This is a genomic window from Arthrobacter echini (genome assembly GCF_008107445.1).
Lineage (GTDB): Bacteria > Actinomycetota > Actinomycetes > Actinomycetales > Micrococcaceae > Arthrobacter_D > Arthrobacter_D echini_A.
In genome coordinates this window covers 415,496-433,122 of the sequence record NZ_VSLD01000002.1, presented here as the reverse complement: position 1 = coordinate 433,122, position 17,627 = coordinate 415,496, and the positions used below count along the sequence as shown (strand labels likewise).

General features: G+C 70.3%; 16 protein-coding genes. 12 read left to right on the top strand and 4 right to left on the bottom strand.

Features of this window, described 5'->3' with window-relative positions:
• Positions 1 to 48 precede the first annotated feature (48 nt).
• Both FQ377_RS06635 and FQ377_RS06630 read left to right on the top strand, forming a co-directional pair.
• Entirely contained in the window at positions 49 to 1,494 is a 1,446-nt protein-coding gene (locus FQ377_RS06635) for an MFS transporter (RefSeq protein ID WP_148600439.1), read from the top strand.
• A complete protein-coding gene (locus FQ377_RS06630; protein ID WP_148600438.1) occupies positions 1,491 to 3,266 on the top strand; it encodes a DEAD/DEAH box helicase in 1,776 nt (591 codons plus the stop codon). Before FQ377_RS06635 ends, FQ377_RS06630 begins: the two co-directional genes overlap by 4 nt.
• 43 nt (positions 3,267 to 3,309) lie before the next feature.
• On the opposite strand, the gene FQ377_RS06625 is transcribed toward FQ377_RS06630, so the two are convergent.
• On the bottom strand, positions 3,310 to 3,933 hold the full coding sequence (locus tag FQ377_RS06625; protein WP_148600437.1) for an isochorismatase family protein: 624 nt from the start codon (positions 3,931 to 3,933) through the stop codon (positions 3,310 to 3,312).
• Positions 3,930 to 5,249, bottom strand: coding sequence for a nicotinate phosphoribosyltransferase (locus FQ377_RS06620; protein ID WP_395858473.1), 1,320 nt, complete (start codon positions 5,247 to 5,249; stop codon positions 3,930 to 3,932). Before FQ377_RS06620 ends, FQ377_RS06625 begins: the two co-directional genes overlap by 4 nt.
• A gap of 131 nt (positions 5,250 to 5,380) precedes the next feature.
• Between FQ377_RS06620 and clpS the strand changes: the two genes are divergently transcribed.
• The 8 genes from clpS (at position 5,381) to FQ377_RS06580 (ending at position 11,272) form a co-directional block, all read left to right on the top strand.
• Entirely contained in the window at positions 5,381 to 5,689 is a 309-nt protein-coding gene (gene clpS, locus FQ377_RS06615) for an ATP-dependent Clp protease adapter ClpS (RefSeq protein WP_148600435.1), read from the top strand.
• Between the two features lie 8 nt (positions 5,690 to 5,697).
• Positions 5,698 to 6,273: a DUF2017 domain-containing protein gene (locus tag FQ377_RS06610; RefSeq protein WP_148600434.1), complete on the top strand. Its 576-nt coding sequence runs from the start codon at positions 5,698 to 5,700 to the stop codon at positions 6,271 to 6,273.
• Positions 6,274 to 6,378: 105 nt separating this feature from the next.
• Entirely contained in the window at positions 6,379 to 7,290 is a 912-nt protein-coding gene (murI, locus tag FQ377_RS06605) for a glutamate racemase (RefSeq protein WP_148600433.1), read from the top strand.
• Positions 7,287 to 8,075, top strand: coding sequence for an MBL fold metallo-hydrolase (locus FQ377_RS06600; RefSeq protein ID WP_148600432.1), 789 nt, complete (start codon positions 7,287 to 7,289; stop codon positions 8,073 to 8,075). Before murI ends, FQ377_RS06600 begins: the two co-directional genes overlap by 4 nt.
• 33 nt (positions 8,076 to 8,108) lie before the next feature.
• Entirely contained in the window at positions 8,109 to 8,897 is a 789-nt protein-coding gene (gene rph / locus FQ377_RS06595) for a ribonuclease PH (protein WP_148600431.1), read from the top strand.
• Complete coding sequence (gene rdgB, locus FQ377_RS06590; RefSeq protein ID WP_148600430.1) at positions 8,890 to 9,516, top strand: RdgB/HAM1 family non-canonical purine NTP pyrophosphatase; 627 nt, start codon at positions 8,890 to 8,892, stop codon at positions 9,514 to 9,516. Before rph ends, rdgB begins: the two co-directional genes overlap by 8 nt.
• A 162-nt stretch (positions 9,517 to 9,678) precedes the next feature.
• Entirely contained in the window at positions 9,679 to 10,260 is a 582-nt protein-coding gene (locus tag FQ377_RS06585; protein WP_187393284.1) for a DedA family protein, read from the top strand.
• Positions 10,261 to 10,279: 19 nt separating this feature from the next.
• Entirely contained in the window at positions 10,280 to 11,272 is a 993-nt protein-coding gene (locus tag FQ377_RS06580; RefSeq protein WP_148600428.1) for an exonuclease domain-containing protein, read from the top strand.
• A gap of 28 nt (positions 11,273 to 11,300) precedes the next feature.
• Here FQ377_RS06580 and FQ377_RS06575 read toward each other — a convergent pair whose 3' ends face one another.
• Entirely contained in the window at positions 11,301 to 12,215 is a 915-nt protein-coding gene (locus FQ377_RS06575) for an SDR family NAD(P)-dependent oxidoreductase (protein WP_148600427.1), read from the bottom strand.
• A 56-nt stretch (positions 12,216 to 12,271) separates the two neighbouring features.
• Positions 12,272 to 13,273 (bottom strand): ADP-ribosylglycohydrolase family protein, encoded by a 1,002-nt coding sequence (locus tag FQ377_RS06570; protein ID WP_148600426.1) that lies wholly within the window; start codon positions 13,271 to 13,273, stop codon positions 12,272 to 12,274.
• Positions 13,274 to 13,351: 78 nt separating this feature from the next.
• On the opposite strand from FQ377_RS06570, the gene FQ377_RS06565 reads away from it, so the two are divergent.
• Positions 13,352 to 14,515: an exonuclease SbcCD subunit D gene (locus FQ377_RS06565; protein WP_148600425.1), complete on the top strand. Its 1,164-nt coding sequence runs from the start codon at positions 13,352 to 13,354 to the stop codon at positions 14,513 to 14,515.
• A 9-nt stretch (positions 14,516 to 14,524) separates the two neighbouring features.
• The gene (locus tag FQ377_RS06560; protein ID WP_148600424.1) at positions 14,525 to 17,602 is read left to right on the top strand and encodes an AAA family ATPase; all 3,078 of its coding nucleotides are present in this window, start codon (positions 14,525 to 14,527) and stop codon (positions 17,600 to 17,602) included.
• The last annotated feature ends 25 nt before the right edge of the window (positions 17,603 to 17,627 follow it).

Below are 17,627 nucleotides of genomic sequence, written 5' to 3'. Positions count from 1 at the left end.
GTACGACCGGAAGACCACACGACCAGAACCACGAGAACACCGGGTGTCATGAAGAAGGCCAGGAACGACGCCGCTAGAGCCATGTCGCCCGAACTGCGACCACTCACCATCGGCATCCTCGCCATCATCACCTGCGCCGCCTTCGAGGCGATGGCCGTGGTCACAGCCATGCCGGCCGTTGCCCGCGAGCTCTCGGGCGAGTCGAGCTACGGACTGGCGTTCTCCATGTACCTGACGGCTTCCCTGCTGGGGACCGTCGTCGCGGGCTCCTGGTGCGACCGCAAGGGGCCGGGACCGGCATTGGGTGTCGGGATGTCACTGATGATCCTCGGGCTCCTCGCCTCGGGTATCGCACCCGAGTTCTGGCTCGTGACCGCGGGCCGTGCGGTGTCCGGTCTCGGAGGAGGGTTCATGATCGTGGCGGTGTACGTCGTGATCGGACGCTCCTTCCCGCAGCAGGCCCAGCCTGTGGTCTTCGGCTGGCTCGCCGCCGCCTGGGTACTACCCGCGTTGATCGGACCACTCATCGCCGGCTTCGTGACCGAGCAGTTCGGCTGGCGCTGGGTCTTCCTCGGGGTGGCGCCGATCGTGCTGGCCGCCGTCCTCGTCGTCTGGCCCCGCACCCGGGGGATCGGTCAGTTGGAGACCGCGGACACGGGGTCCGCCCGGGCCAGGACCTATCGCGGATTCGCCCTCGCCGGGGGAGTGTTCGGCGCGCAGTGGGCCGTGGTCCGACTGGCGGACGTCGAGAGCCCGAGCGGCGCAACGGTGTGGGGGCTCACCGTCCTGGCGGCGGCGGGCATCGCCGTCGTCCTCCTCGTGCTGCCCGGCCTGCTGCCCCGGGGCACCATGACCCTGGCGCGTGGCCTGCCCAGCATCATCGCCACGCGCGGTCTGGTCAACGTGGCCTTCTTCGGCACCGAGGCGTTCATCCCGCTCATGCTCGTGTCGTCCCGCGGCATCGATCCGGGGACGGCAGGCCTCACCCTGAGCGCCGGTGCCGTCGGCTGGAGTGCGGGGTCGTTCGTCCAGGCACGAGTTCATTTCGACCGCAAGTGGCTGCTCGTCGCAGGGTCCTCCATCCTCTCGCTCTCCCTCGGCGGATTCGCCCTCGCCACGGCGGCCGAGGCATCCCTGGGTGTCCTCATCGTGGTGTGGGCCTGCTCCGGCTTCGCCATGGGCATGACGCTGTCGAGCACGTCGGTCCTCACGCTGAAACTCTCGCCGCAGAACGAGCAGGGCCGTAATTCCGCCGCCCTGCAGATCTCCGATCAGCTCGGTGGCGTGGTGGGTACGGCGGGCGCGGGAGCACTCTTCGCCCTCCTGCGCGACGCCGACAACCCGGGCCACGTGCCCACCTTCGTTGCGATCTGGCTGGCTCTGTGGGTGTTCACGGCAGCAGGTATAGTTTCGGGTCTGAGAGGGGCCGGGTCAGGTACTGACGGCTCCGGTCTCACCCCCAGCAAGTCGATGGAAGGTACTGTCCCGGCGTGAGTAGTGACACCCTGTTCGGTGCCGGCGCAGCCCTGCCGCCCGCCTATCCGGAGCGCGCGGCCTGGGGTACGGCACCCAAGCTCCGCCAGTGGCAGAGCGAGGCCCTGGAGAAGTACTTCCGCTCCTCGCCGAGCGATTTCCTCGCTGTTGCCACGCCGGGTGCGGGCAAGACGACCTTCGCCCTGCGCGTCGCGACCGAGCTCGTGGACCGCGGCGTCGTCAATCGCGTGACCATCGTGGCACCCACCGACCATCTCAAGCGCCAGTGGGCCGACGCCGCCGCGCGCGTGGGACTCGCGATCGACCCCAACTTCAAGAACGCCGACGGTCGCCACGGCGGAGCCTTCATCGGCGTCGCCGTGACCTACGCGCAGGTGGCCAGCAAGCCGATGCTGCACCGTGCCAAGACCGAGGCCGCCCGCACGCTCGTGATCCTCGACGAGATCCACCACGGTGGGGACGCGCTCTCCTGGGGTGACGGCATCCGCGAGGCGTTCGATCCCGCCGTTCGCCGCCTCGCCCTGACCGGCACGCCCTTCCGCTCCGACACCGCCGCCATCCCGTTCGTGGAATACGCCGAGGACCGGGACGGCATCCGCCGTTCGAAGGCCGACTTCACCTACGGCTACGGCCAGGCCCTCAAGGACCACGTGGTCAGGCCCGTCATGTTCATGGCCTACTCGGGCCAGATGCGCTGGCGCACCAGCAACGGCGAGGAGATGGCAGCCTCGCTGGGCGATGCCGCCGTGACGAAGGACATCACCGCTCAGGCCTGGCGGACTGCGCTGAATCCCGCGGGCGAGTGGATCCCCTCGGTCCTCGCCGCGGCGGACAAACGGCTGACGGAGGTCCGCCGCACCGTTCACGACGCCGGCGGGATGGTCATCGCCACCGACCACGACGACGCCCGCGCCTACGCAGGCCAGCTCAAACGCATCACCGGCGAGTCCCCCACGGTCATCCTCTCCGACGACGCCAAGGCCTCCTCGAAGATCGAGGAGTTCTCCTCCGGGGACAAGCGCTGGATGGTGGCGGTCCGCATGGTCTCCGAGGGTGTCGACGTGCCGCGCCTCGCCGTGGGGGTCTACGCCACCTCGACGGCGACGCCGCTGTTCTTCGCCCAGGCGGTGGGCCGCTACGTCCGTGCCCGACGCCGCGGCGAGACGGCATCGATCTTCCTTCCCTCGGTGCCCAATCTGATGGCACTCGCGAACCAGCTCGAGGTGGAGCGGGACCATGCCCTCGACCGGCCCGAGAAGGACGACGAGGGGTTCGGGCTCGAGGACGATCTGCTGGAGGCCGCGAACCGCGAGGACAAGGCCTCCGACTCACTGGCCAAGCAGAAGTTCGAGGCGCTCGAGTCGCAGGCGTCCTTCGACCGGGTGCTGTTCGACGGCGGCGAGTTCGGGACCGGCGGAGAGATGGGCGGCGAGGAGGAGCTCGACTTCCTCGGTATACCCGGGCTGCTCGACGCCGACCAGGTGGGCCAGCTGCTGCGCCAGCGCCAGCACGAACAGCAGTCCCGCCGGAAGAACGCTCCGGCGGTACCCGCCACCGAGCCGCTCGTGGTGGACCACCGGCAGCTCACCGATCTGCGCGGGCAACTGGCGAAGAATGTCTCCGCCTGGGCCGCACGCACCGGCATGCCCCACGGGCAGGTGCACACGGAGCTGCGCCGTCAGTGTGGGGGGCCGGCCGTGGCGCAGGCGAACGAGGACCAGCTCCAGCGCCGGCTGCAGAAGCTGCAGGACTGGTTCATCGGCAAGAAGTAGGAGCCGCGGTGGTACGGCGCCCGAGGACGCCGTACCACCACGGTCATCGCTCGAGGTCGGCGCCTGCCGACTCCAGTTCGTCCAGGGTCTGCTCGGAGCGGTTCTCGTTGACGCCACGCGTCAGCGCTGTGAGGACCGAGACCGAGTATCCCGCCTGCAGGGCATCGAGCGCGGTCGCTCGGACGCAGTGGTCGGTGGCCAGACCGACGACGACGACGTCGTCCACCTCGTGCTCGCGTAGCCAGTCGTCGAGCGTCAGGGGGCTCTCCGCCGGTTCCACGGAGCCGCCGCCGAGCTTCTGCTCACCGGTCGGTACCTCGTCGTCGGGCGCCTTGACCCCCTCGAAGCCGGAGTACGCCGCCTCGAACTGACCCTTGCGGAACACGGCGTCGATGCTCTCCACATCGAGATCCGGATGGAACTCGGCACCCCGGGTGCCGGCCACGCAGTGGACGGGCCAGGAGTCCACGTAGTCGGGGGTCTCGGAGAAGTGGGCCCCAGGATCGATGTGCCAGTCCTGGGTCGCGACGACGACGTCGTAGGTTCTGGCCTGCTCGTCGATGTGGTCGCTGATATCGGCCGCCACCCGGGCACCGCCGTCGACCGCGAGTGACCCGCCCTCGCAGAAGTCGTTCTGGACGTCCACGATGATCAGTGCTCGTGTCATGATGCTGCCTCCTCGTACTCGGTGGGAATGACGGGCTCACCGCGCTGCAGGCGCCGTGACGCTCCGGGCAGTTCGGCGACGGAGCGTGCGTGCCGGTCCGCGGCACGCACGACGGCGTCCGGCCCCGTCCATCCGTCGAGGACCACACCGTCCTTGACGAACTGCTCCACGAGCGGGCGGTCGTTTCCGTCGTTGGCGGGGCTGATCCCGATACCGACCACCTCAGCCTGTGCCACGCCCTTGGGGTCGAGGCGCCGCAGCGCGTGCTTGAGGCCGCCCACGGAGGCCTTGTTCTTCGCGGCCTTGGCCACGGGGACGAAGGTGCCGTCGTCGCCCTGTCGGCTCACGAGCTTGTAGACCATACCGGCCGTCGGTGCGCCGGAGCCGGTGACCAGCGAGGTACCGACGCCGTAGGAGTCCACCGGGGCTGAGGCCAGCAGTCCGATGGCGAACTCGTCGAGATCGGAGGTGACGACGATCCGGGTGCCGCTGTTCCCGAGCTCGTCCAGGAGGTGGCGCACCCAGCGCGCCTGTGCCACCAGATCGCCCGAGTCCAAACGGACGGCTCCGAGCTCGGCCCCGGCTACCTCGACGGCGGTGCGCACGCCCTGCTCGACGTCGTAGGTGTCCACGAGCAGTGACGTGCCGCGGCCGAACGAGGCCACCTGCGCCTCGAAGGCGGCCCGCTCGGAATCGTGCAGCAGGGTGAAGGAGTGGGCGGCGGTCCCGACCGTGGGGATGCCGTACCGGCGGCCCGCCTCCAGATTGGAGGAGCTGGTGAAGCCGCCGATCATGGCTGCCCGGGCCGCGGCGACCGCGGCCTCCTCGTGCGTACGGCGTGAGCCCATCTCGATGCAGGGCCGGCCGGCCGCCGCGCCGCTCATGCGTGAGGCGGCCGAGGCGATGGCGCTGTCGTGGTTGAGGATCGAGAGGATGAGGGTCTCGAGGATGCACGCCTCGGCGAAGGTGGACTCCACCGTGAGGATGGGGGAGTGCGGAAAGTAGGCCTCGCCCTCGGCGTAGCCGGAGATGGACCCGGTGAAGTGGAAGTCAGCGAGCCACGCGAGCGTCGAGTCGTCGACGATCCGCTGGTCGCTGAGGAAGCCGAGCTGCTCGTCCTCGAACCGGAAGGCCGCCAGTTCCTCCAGCAGGCGTCCCGTCCCCGCGACGACGCCGTAGCGGCGGCCGGCCGGCAGCCGGCGCGCGAAGGCCTCGAAGACCGAGCGCCGATGGGCCGCACCCGAGTGCAGGGCCGCCTGCAGCATGGTGAGTTCGTACTGATCGGTGAACAGTGCGCTGTTGGGCGCCTTCGCGATGCGCGGCGCCGTACTCGCGGCGTCGGGCAGGGCGGTGGTCGGGGCGTCGGTCACTCCTGACACGATAGCTGGGCCTTCGCTGTGTGCGTAGTCGGCCCGGGGCGGGGTCCATGCGACCTAGACTTGGGATCATGACAGTAGGCTTTGCGATCGGCACCGATACGAAGGAAGAGGTACGGACGGCCGAGAAGACCGATCTGGACCAGCCGTGGGTGGTGGTGGTCTGGAACGACCCCGTGAACCTGATGAGCTACGTGAGCTTCGTGTTCCAGACGTACTTCGGATACAGCGAGGCGAAGGCCCGCACCCTCATGCTCGAGGTCCACGAGGCGGGCCGCTCGGCGGTGTGCTCGGGCACACGCGAGAAGGTGGAGCAGGACACGGTGGCCCTGCACTCGTACGGACTCTGGGCCACCTTCGAAAAAGCCGGAAGCGAGTAGACCGACCCATGGCGAAACCGTTCAAGTCCACCCGACGCGGCATCACCGGGGCGCTGGAGCCGGGCGAGGCGCGCCTGCTCGGCGCCCTGCTCGACGACGTCATCTCCATGCTCGAGCCCGAGACCGGGCCCAGCGACGATCCCCTCGCCGCCCTCGTGGGCATGTCGGGCGCCGACGCCGACGCCACGGCCCCGGATGATTCCGCCGTGCGACGGCTCCTGCCCGACGCCATCCGTGGCGACGACGACGAGGCACTCGCCTTCCGCCGCCTGACCGAGCGTTCCCTGCGCGAGCAGAAGATCGGCGCCCTGCGCGGCAGCGCCCTGCTGATCGAGTCGAGTCCCATGACGCTCAACGGCGAGCAGGGACGGCTCCTGGCTCAGGCACTCAACGACGTCCGGCTCGTCCTCGCTGACCGCCTGAGCATCGAGACGGAGGAGGACGCCGAGCGCCTCCACGACGTCGCGGACTCCAAGGACGTGGACAACGTGGACTCCTATCTGGCCCTCGTCTACAACTTCATCACCTGGCTGCAGGAATCGCTCGTGCAGGCCATGCTGAAGGCCGCGAAGCTGCAGCGCTGACCCGGCGCGCGCCCTCGTCGCCGCATAAGGCCCACGAGGTGCTGTGACAAAAGCCACGGACCGATGAATAGTTTTCGTCGGCAGCACGCCCTAGTGTCAGAGGTCATGAGTTCCGAGCCAGCAACCGTGGACCGCAGTGAGGCGCCCATCGGGATCTTCGACTCCGGCGTCGGTGGCCTGACGGTGGCGCGCTCCGTCATCGACCAGCTACCCCACGAGTCCATCATGTACGTGGGTGACACCGCGAACGGCCCGTACGGACCCCTGCCGATCGCGCGGGTCCGCGCCAATGCGCTCGCCATCATGGACGAACTGGTCGACTCCGGGGTGAAGCTCCTCGTGATCGCCTGCAACTCGGCGTCGGCCGCCGTCCTGCGCGACGCGCGCGAACGCTATACGGCCAGCTACGGGATCCCCGTGATCGAGGTCATCCAGCCGGCGGTGCGCCGGGCCGTCGCCTCGACCCGCTCGGGCCGCGTGGGCGTCATCGGCACGACGGCCACCGTGGGCTCCCGCGCGTACGACGACACCTTTGCCGCCGCGACCCACCTCGACGTCACGTCCGTGGCCTGCCCCGCCTTCGTGGAGTTCGTGGAGGCCGGTATCACCGGTGGCCCGGAACTGCTGCGCACGGCCGAGGAGTACCTCGCCCCGCTGAAGGCCGCTGACGTGGACACCCTCGTGCTCGGCTGTACCCACTACCCGCTGCTCACCGGTGTCATCTCCTACGTCATGGGCGACGCCGTCACGCTCGTCTCGAGCGCCGAGGAGACGGCGAAGGACGTCTACCGTGCCCTCATCTCCCACGGACTCGAGCGCACCGGGACCGGACCGGGGACGCACCGCTTCGCCGCCACCGGGGATGCCGCGAACTTCGAGGTACTCGCCCGGCGCTTCCTGGGGCCGGAGGTCCTCAGCGTGCAGCACGTGGACCGCGTGGCCGAGCAGTACCCCACCGGCAGCCTCGCGCGCATCACGCCCGACATGATCACCGCCGCAGGATCGCGGCGCGCATGAAACTCACCATCGTCGGCTGCAGCGGGTCCTTCCCCGGACCCCAGTCGCCGGCCTCCTGCTATCTGCTGACCGCGGAGTGGGAGGGCCGCACCTGGCGGGTGCTCCTCGATCTCGGCAACGGCTCGCTGGGAGCCCTCCAGCGGTACACCGACCTGCGGGAGATCGACGCCATCTTCCTCTCGCATCTCCACCCCGACCACTGCATGGATCTGTGCGGGTTGCACGTGGCCGTGCGCTGGGACCCTGCCGGCTGGGAGCTGCCGCGCATCCCCGTGTGGGGCCCGGCGGCGACGGCCGACCGCATGGCCAGCGCCTACGGCCTCGATCCGGATCCCGGCATGCACGAGGACTTCGACTTCCGCTCCTGGTCCGACCGCACGGCGGTCTCGGTGGGGCCGTTCACCGTCACCCCGTTCCATGTCCTCCATACGGAGGAGGAGGCCTACGCCCTGCGCGTGGAGGCCCCGGGGACGGACGACCGCGGGGCCCGGGTACTCACGTACTCGGGGGACACCGACGCCTGCGACGGCGTGGTGGACGCCGCCCGCGACGCCGACATCTTCCTCTGCGAGGCAGCGTTCCACGAGGGCCGCGACGACGCGATCACCGGAGTACACCTGACCGGGCGGCGTGCGGGCGAGATCGCCACGCGGGCTGCCGTGAAACGACTGCTCCTGACGCATCTGCCGGTGTGGAACGATGCGAACGTCTCTGTGGGCGAGGCGCGGCAGAGCTACGACGGCCAGCTCGCCGTCGCCGTCGCCGGTGTGTCCTACCAGGTCTGAGCTCCCCGGCCCTGCGCGTCTAGACTGGAAATCATGACTTCCGCGAATTCCTCACCCGACGCCGCCGGCGCCACACCCTCGTCCCCAGCGCGCGCGGACGGCAGGACGCCGGACGAGCTGCGCAGCATCACCATCACGCGCGGCTGGTCCACGCAGGCCGAGGGATCGGCGCTGATCGAGTTCGGCAATACCCGCGTGCTCTGCACGGCGTCCTTCACGAGCGGCGTGCCGCGGTGGCTCAAGGGCCGGGGCACGGGCTGGGTGACCGCGGAGTACGCGATGCTTCCCCGGGCCACGAACACGCGCTCCGATCGCGAGTCGGTCAAGGGGAAGATAGGTGGGAGGACCCACGAGATCTCGCGGCTGATCGGCCGCTCGCTGCGCTCGATCATCGACACGAAAGCGCTCGGGGAGAACACCATCGTGCTCGACTGCGACGTGCTGCAGGCCGACGGCGGCACCAGGACGGCAGCGATCACCGGCGCCTATGTGGCCCTTGCGGACGCCATCAGCTATGCGAAGGACAAGAAGCTGATCCCCGCCTCGGCGTCGCCCCTGACAGATACCGTTTCTGCCGTCAGTGTGGGCATCATCGACGGCATCCCCATGCTCGATCTGCCGTACGTCGAGGACGTGCGCGCCGAGACGGACATGAACGTGGTGGTCACCGGCTCGGGGACCTTCGTCGAGGTCCAGGGCACAGCCGAGGGTGCACCCTTCGACCGCGCGGAGCTCGACGCGCTGCTCGACCTCGCGCTCCTGGGGACGGCGCGGCTCGCCGGGATCCAGCAGGACGCACTCCGGGACTCCCCGGGTGCCTGACATTCCGCAGCCCCGGCTCGTCCTGGCCACACGTAACGCAGGAAAGCTCCGGGAACTGCGTGACCTGCTGCGCGGGCAGGTGCCGGGGCTCGACGTCGACACGCAGGTCATCGATGCTGCGGCGGCCGGCGCCCCGGACGTGGTCGAGAGCGGAGTGACTTTCCGGGAGAACGCACTCCTGAAGGCCGAGCAGACGGCCCGCGCCACGGGACTCCTCGCCGTCGCGGACGATTCCGGGCTAGCGGTGGACGTCCTGGGAGGTGCCCCCGGGATCTTCTCGGCACGGTGGGCCGGTAGGCACGGCGACGACGCAGCGAATCTGGACCTCCTCCTGGCACAGCTCGCGGACATCCCGGAGGAACAGCGCGGCGCCGCCTTCGAATGTGCCGCGGCGCTGGCGCACCCGGACGGCGGCGGCACCATCGAGACCGGCCGGCTCCGCGGACACCTGCTCACTGCACCGCGGGGCACGGGGGGCTTCGGCTACGACCCGATCCTCGTTCCCCACGGACTCGACCGCAGTTGCGCGGAACTCTCGTCCGAGGAGAAGAACACGATCAGCCACCGGGGTATCGCCTTCAGGGCCCTGCTGCCGCACCTGGTCGACGCACTCGCCTGAGTACCACCCCACCACCGCAAACCGTCGGTCCTGCACGACCGACGAAGAGGAAGACACATCGTGAGCATCGCCCAGATCATCGACGCAGCCCCGCTCGCCACCGCGACGACGACGTCGGACAGTTCCTCCCTCGGCAGTGTCGCGGACTGGGCCGTCAACCTCATGGAGACCATCGGCGCGCCCGGTGCCGGACTGGCCATCGCGCTGGAGAATCTCTTCCCGCCGCTGCCCAGCGAGGTGATCCTTCCCCTGGCCGGCTTCACCGCGAGCCGGGGGAACTTCTCGCTCGCGGAGGCGATCATCTGGACCACCCTGGGCTCGGTCGTCGGAGCCCTCGTGCTCTACGCCATCGGCGCCTGGCTGGGGAGGGACCGCATGCGCCGGCTCGTCTCGAAGGTGCCCCTCGTGGACCTCGAGGACGTCGACAGGGTGGAGGCGTGGTTCGACCGGCACGGGTACCGCGCCGTCTTCTTCGGGAGGATGATCCCCATCTTCAGGAGCCTGATCTCGATCCCGGCCGGAATCGAGAGGATGGCTGTGGGCAAGTTCCTGCTGCTCACCACCGCCGGCAGTCTGATCTGGAACTCGATCTTCGTCCTGGCGGGCTTCTACCTGGGGGAGAACTGGAGCGTCGTCGAGGAGTACGCGGGAATCTTCCAGCGGATCGTGATTATCGCCGTCGCCCTGTTCGTGATCTACTTCGTGGTCTCGAAGATCCGTAAGCACCGGCAGAAGCGCGCCTGATGAGCGGTAAAGTGGAGGCGTGGGAATCGCGTTCACGGCCATCGACTTCGAGACAGCGAACGGTTTCCGCGGCTCGCCGTGCGCCGTCGGTCTCACGAAGGTCAGGGACGGGCGCATCGTGGAGGAAGCCTCCTGGTTGATGCGGCCACCCGCGGACCACGACCACTTCGATTCCCGGAACATCGCCATCCACGGCATCACCTCGCAGATGGTCCGGGATGCTCCGCGCTTCGGTGACCTCTTCCCGGAGATCGGCGGATTCATCGGAGCGGACGTCCTCGTGGCGCACAACGCCGCGTTCGATCTCGGCGTCATCCGGTCCGCGCTGGAGGTGTCCTCACTGCCCGGTCCGGCCTGGGAATACGCCTGCACCGTGGTCCTCTCCCGCCGGAGCTACACCCTCCCGTCCTACTCGCTGCCCTTCGTCGCGGAAGCGGCCGGAGTGCCCCTGCTCAAGCACCACGACGCGGTGGAGGATGCCCGCGCCTGCGCCGGCATCATGATCGACATCGCGGACCGGTGGGACGCAGCCTCCGTGGAGGAGGTCCTCGAGATCCACAGCCTGCCGCTCTCGCGGGCCGAGCAGTACGCGCCGGGGGTCGACGAGCTCTCGAAGGCCACACGGACGGCCCTGGGTCGCGGGTCCTTGGCGGCCGGCTGGGCGGGCTGGCCGGAGGAGGGCGTCAATCCCCTCCCCAACATGCAGGCCGATCCGCGGCACCCCCTCTACGGCCAGACGGTGGTCTTCACCGGGTCCCTCGGCATGCCGCGACCGCAGGCGAAGGAACGCGTTGCCGGCCTCGGCGCACAGCCGGCGAGTTCGGTGACGCGGCGGACCACCGTGCTGGTGGTGGGCGACGGCTTCGTCGCCTCCGACCTACGCCACGGGCGCGTGACCGGGAAGGTCCGCCGCGTGCTCGAACTCAACGAGCGTGGTCACGCGATCGACGTCCTGTCGGAGGAACAGTTCCTGCGCCTCACCGGGGGATCCTTCCCGCTGCACCGTCCCTAGCTGTTCCGACACCCACCCGGCAGCAGGATCAGAGGCGGAGCTCGACGCCGGTCAGAGCCGCGGACAGGTCGATCAGTCGGGAGGCTGCGGTACTGTCGCGGGCATGGCGCTTCACCGGAACCAGGGTGGGTTCTCCCGCGAGCTGGAACCAGCCGGCGGGCCCGCAGTACGCGCCATTGGGGATGGACCGGTCCGTCACGGCGCGCACGAGGGGCCAGGCGCCGTCGTCCTTGCCCTGGGCCACGGTGGCCATGACGCGCTGCCGCCAGCGGGGCGCCTCCTTGTGGGCCGCGACTCCGGGGCGCTCGGAAGTGAGCATCCCCAGTGAGAACCCGGGATGGGCGACGACGCTCGTGGCCCGGCTGTCCGTCAGCTCCAGGCGACGTGCCAGCTCGAAGCCGAAGGCCGTGACGGCCAGCTTCGACGTCGCGTAGGCGCGGGCGTTCCGGTACGACGACGGCTGCAGGGACGTCGGAGTGAGCCTGGCCCAGCGGTGGCTGATACTGCCCAGCTGGACGATCCTCGCCCCGGCGTCGGTGAGTGCGGGCAGGAGCCCGGCGATCAGCGCGTAGTGACCCAGGTGATTCGTGCCCAGCTGCAGCTCGAAGCCGTCCGCCGTCGTCCGCCGTTCCGCTGACCCCACCACCCCGGCGTTCGCGAGCAGTCCCGTCACGGCGTCGCCCGCTGCGAGGGCCTCGGTAGCGTTGCGCACGGAGGACAGATCGGCCAGGTCGAGGCGCTGGAACGTGACCTCGGCGTCGGGATGGCGGTCATGGATGGCGCGGATGGCGCGCAGCGCCTTCTCCTTGCCGCGCGATGCCATGATCACGCTCGCGCCGGCGCCGGCCAGTTGTTCACAGGCGAAGTAGCCCAGCCCGGCGTTGCCGCCCGTGACGAGAATGCGCTGGCCGGACAGTGCGGGGAGGGCACGGGGGTTCCACATGTCCTCCACCCTAGGTCCGGTGGCGGCCCGCCGCGGTGTCCCGGTGCGGTACGGCCTCACGCGCCCGAGGTCTGTCTGAAGAGTGTCTGCGCCACCGCCCGGACGATCTCCGGAGTGCCGGAGGAGGAGAGATAGGCGCCGGGCAGGGCGCTCGTCCCGTGGAGGGCTCCCATGATGCCTCCGGCCAGCGATGATGCGGCGATGGGCGAGGCGCCGGGCGCATCGGCCTTCACGGTGTGGGCCAGGGCGCGGACGAACTGCTCCCGCGATGAGGTGCTCGTTGCCGTGCCGGCGAGGACGCCCTGCACGGCGGCATACAGGGTTCCTGCTGCTGTCGGCTCTGCCGTTGCGCCGGCGGCGGGAGGACCGGTCTCCGCGGCGCTCCCGAGCGCCCCGGTGAGATCCTGCCCGTCGATCGCGAGCGCCCGGATGATGGCGCTGTAGGTGGCGGCGGGCGCCGTCGCCTCCTGCGCGCCGTGGGTCAGCGCCGCGGCGTCGAGGGTGAGCCTCTCCGCCATGCTCGCCGGGATCCGCGGGACGAGCCCGAAGGGCGCCGAGCGGATCAGGGCCCCGGGACCGGCCGAGCGGGAATCGAGGGGACGCGACCGTGTTCCCATCTCGCCCGAGAGGAGGGCCTGCAGCGTGTCCCGGTCGGGTTGCTGCTCGGTCAGCAGGCCAGTCTGCCGGTCCAGCCACCGATCCGGCGGGGCGGGAGCATGCGGCGGAAGATGCTCTCCCTGGCGCCGGAGCCAGCGCAGGTAGGCGAGCCAGAGGCATGCCGTCTCGTCCGCGGCGACGCCGTCGTTGGCCCACTCGAGCGCCTCCACCAGACCGTCGACGGTGTACAGGGTCAGGGAGGTCGCCGAGGAAACCGCGAGAAGGGAGGGATCACGGAGCGCCTCGACCGGATCACGACCGGCTGCATGGAGCATGCCGTACGCATCGCCGGCCGAACCCCCGAGGAGGCAGCCCAGCACCCTGTCCTCGTATTCGAGCGGCCCGGGCGTGGGATCGGCGGGTGCGGGGGAGGTGCTGGTGGAGAGGCTGTCATTCGTCACCCGACCAGTCTAGGGACCGGGCACGGGCAGGCGGCGCCGGTACCGGTAATGTCCCCCGGCGGCGGTAGCGTGCTCTGCATGAGGATCCTCCACACGTCCGACTGGCACCTGGGCCGTTCGTTCCACGGCACCGGCACCCTCGAGGCCCAGCGGATCTTCGTCGACAGCCTCGAGAAGACCGTGCGCGAGGAGCAGGTGGATGTTGTCCTGGTGGCAGGGGACGTCTACGACCGCGCCCTGCCCGCCGTCGACGTCGTGGCACTGTTCGACGAGGCCCTGGAACGCCTGACGATCGCCGGCGCGCAGGTGGTGGTCAGCAGCGGCAACCACGACTCCGCCACGAGGCTCGGCTTCGGTGGACGGATCCTCGCCCGCGGGGGAGTGCATCTGCGCACCCGGATCGAGGACATCGCCGTCCCCGTGATCCTTCCCCTCGGTCCCGGCGCCGAGCTGGCCGTCTACGGCGTGCCGTATCTGGAGCCCCGCGTGGTGGCCGGGCCCCTGGAGGCGGACAGTGCCACGCACACCGCGGTGACCGCTGCTGCGCTCCGTCGGATCCGTGCTGATCTGGAGGCGAGGTCCGCCGACGGGGCCGTGGTCTCGATCGTCATGGCGCACTGCTTCGCGGCCGGCGGCAGCGGATCGGACAGCGAGCGGGACCTGGCCATCGGGGGCCTGAGCTCCGTTCCGCCGGCTCTCTTCGAGGGCTTCGACTACAGCGCCCTGGGCCACCTGCACGGGCAGCAGACACTGACCGAGACCATCCGCTACTCCGGATCGCCGCTGGCCTACTCGTTCTCCGAGGTCCACCAGCAGAAGGGGGCGTGGCTCCTCGACGTCGGGCCCGGCGGTGTCTCCACCATCCACGCCGTCCACTGGCCCGCGCCCCGTGCACTCGCGGTGCTCAGCGGATCCCTGGCGGATCTGCTGGTCCGCGAGGACCTGGAGTGGGCCCGGGAAGCCTACTGCCACATCACACTGACCGATCCCGAACGGCCGGCGCGAGCCATGGAACGCCTCAGGGCGAGGTTCCCGGACACCCTGGTGCTCGCGTTCGCCCCGGAGGGCGGCGCCCCGGAGGACGCACGGAGCTACAGCCGGCGGATCGCTGATGCCCGGGACGACGCCGAAATCTGCTGTGGCTTCCTCGAGCACGTGCGCGGCAGGAAGGCCTCGGACGAGGAACAGGCCCTGGTCAGGTCGACGGTCGACACCGCGCTGAGTCTCGCGAACGAACGCTAGGGCGGACCCGTGAGACTGCACCGGCTCGAACTCCAGGCCTTCGGGCCCTTCGCCGACCGCCAGGGCGTCGATTTCGACGCACTCTCCAGCCAGGGCTTGTTCCTCCTCAACGGACCCACGGGGGCCGGGAAGTCGAGTGTGCTCGACGCCGTCTGCTTCGCCCTGTACGGCTCGGTCCCCGGAGTGCGGACCGCCAAGCGGCTCCGGAGCGACCACGCCGCCGAGTCGGTGGCGCCGGAGGTCTCCCTAGAGTTCTCCGCCGGCACCCGCCGCTTCCGTGTGGTCAGGTCCCCCGCCTGGCAGCGCCCGGCGCGGCGCGGGACCGGCACCACCACCGAGCAGGCACGCACGCTGCTGAGCGAACTCGTCGGCGCGGACTGGGTGCAGCGCTCCACGCGGAACGACGAGGCCGGGCTCGAACTGCACTCCGTGCTGGGTATGGACAAGGAGCAGTTCACCAAGGTGGTGATGCTCCCGCAGGGGGAGTTCGCGGCGTTCCTGCGGGCCGACGCCACCACCCGCCGGGAGCTCCTGCAGCGACTCTTCTCGACAACGCGGTTCGAGGTCCTGGAGCGATTGTTCGCCGAGCAGAGCCAGCGGCTCGGTGCCGACGTCGCCGGGCAGGAGGCCAGGCTGGGCCAGCTCTTCCAGCGCGCGGTCGACGAGGCGGAGCGCCACGGACCCGGAGCAGCCGCCGCGACCGCGGACCACGCCGCGGAGGAGCGGGTGGACATCATGCGCTCCCTCACCGCGGACCTCTCGGAACGGCGGAACGGCGTGGCCGAGGAGCACAGCGCACTCGATGAGCAGGGCAGGCTCGCCGACGGTGTCCTCACCTCGCTCCGCGGCAGACGCCGGGACCACGGCGTGCTCGCCGCGCTCCGCGAGCAGCAGAGCGACCACGAGGGCCGAGCGGCGGACGTCGCGGCAATGACGGACGCCGCCGCTCGGCACGATCGGGCGCAGTCGCTCGCCAAGGGGCTCCGCCTGGACGACGATGCGGCAGCGACCGTGCAGCTGGCCCTGGCAGGTCAGGCCGCAGCCCTCGACCGAGCGCGGAACAATCCGGTGGTCCCGGAGTATCTCGAGGCGGAACCGGACGTTCCCGGCGGAGCACCTGGAGCTGCCGACAGCATTCGTGCACCTGCCGACGCCGCACTCGGCCGGGCCTGTGCTGCCTCGTCCGCTGCGCTGGCCGTCCTCCGGGCAGCCCTACCCGACGAGCAGCGACTGCTCGGCATCCGCGCGGAGGCCCGCGCTCTGACCTCCACGATCAGCGGGCTCGACGACGCCATCCGCGATGCGACCGCGGCGTTGACGCAGATCCAGCACCAGCGCGCGGCCGGGATCGAGCGGCTCGAACCCCTCCGCCGTGCCGCCGACGGTCTGACACACCTGCGCACCGGTCTCGCAGCCGCCACCGCCGCCGAGCAGAGCGTCCAGGACCACCGGGCTGCCCAGGCGCGCAGGACCGAGGCCGACGACCGCTTCCGGGAAGCGTCGACACACTTCCTGGCGCTCAAGGAGCAGTGGCTGGCCGCCCTGCAGCTCAGGCTCGAGCAGGCGGCGGACGAACTCGCGGAACGGCTCGTGGACGGTGAGCCGTGCCCCGTCTGTGGAAGCCCCGATCACCCCGCACCCGTCGCGTCGTCGGGCGGTGATCGGGTGACCCTGGCCGAGGAACAGTCGGCGCGCCGCCGCCAGGACGAGGCGGAAGCAGCGCAGCACGGGGCCCGGGAGGTCCGCGACCGGGCACTGCTCGACATCGCGGAGCTCAGCGCGCTGGTCGGCGGGCTCTCGCCGGAGGACGCAGCGGAGGCAACCACAGTGGCCCGGCAGCGGCTGCAGGAAGCCGAGACCGCACACACGGAGTGTGCTGCGGTGGAGGACCAGATCGACCAGCTCACGCGCGAGGCCGACCAGCGGACTCTCGACCGCGAAGGCCTGCGCGAGGAGCGAGCGACGGCCGACACCCGCCGGGCATCCCTGACGGACCTCGCTGCTGAGCTGGAGCTTCGCGTCGTGGGCCTGCTCGGCGAGGCACCGACCCTGGCCCGGCGGATCGAGGACGTGCAGGGGGCGGCCGAGGATCTCGAGGCGCTTCGTCGTGCCGGTGAAGCCGTGACCCGGGCGCTGGCCGACAGGGCGGACACCACCGAGCACCTGGAGCAGGCGCTGCGCGAGAAGCGTTTCGACTCCGTCGCCGAGGCCCGCGCCGCACTGCTGACCGTGGACCGCCGCGAACGCCTGGGACAGTCCATCAGGGAGCACGAGATCCGCGGCCATCGCCTCGATGCAGCCTGGGACGACGAGGCGGTCCGCACCAGTCTGGGCGAGGAGCAGGACGGCTCGCGCGCGCCGACGGCGGAGGACGAGCGGGTCGCGGCGGAACAGGCCGACGATCTCCGGGTCCGCGCGCAGCGGGCAGGAATCGGAGCGGAGGTGCTGACCCACTCCGTGGCGCAGCTCCAGGCGTACACGCGGGAGTTCGAGGGGCTCGAGCGGATCGTCGAGCCCCTCCGGGAAGAGGCCGCGCTGGTTGCAGCTGTCGCCGAGACGGCACGGGGAGGCGGGGAGAACCTCTACAGGATGCCGCTGGCCACCTATGTGCTCGCCTCCCGCCTGGAACAGGTGGCGGCCGCGGCCACGGAGCGGCTCCTGGAGATGTCCGACGGGCGCTACCAGCTCGTCCACAGCGACGCCCGCGCGGGCAACCGCCGTTCAGGTCTGGGACTCGACGTGGTGGACGGCTGGACCGGCAACAGACGTGACACCTCCACCCTGTCCGGAGGGGAGTCCTTCATGGCCTCGCTCGCCCTGGCCCTCGGACTCGCCGATGTGGTGCAGCAGGAGGCGGGAGGGCTCGATATCGAGACGCTCTTCATCGACGAGGGTTTCGGCTCCCTCGACGAGCAGGCGCTGGAGCAGGTCATGGATGCCCTGGAAGGTCTCCGCAGCGGCGGCCGCGTGGTTGGCCTCGTGAGTCACGTGCCCGAGCTGAAGCAGCGGGTGTACGCCCAGCTCCAGGTGGTGAAGGGGCGGCAGGGATCACTGCTGCGCATCGTGGGGCAACCCGCCGTCGTGTAAACTCAGTCTGTTACGGGTCGGGCGC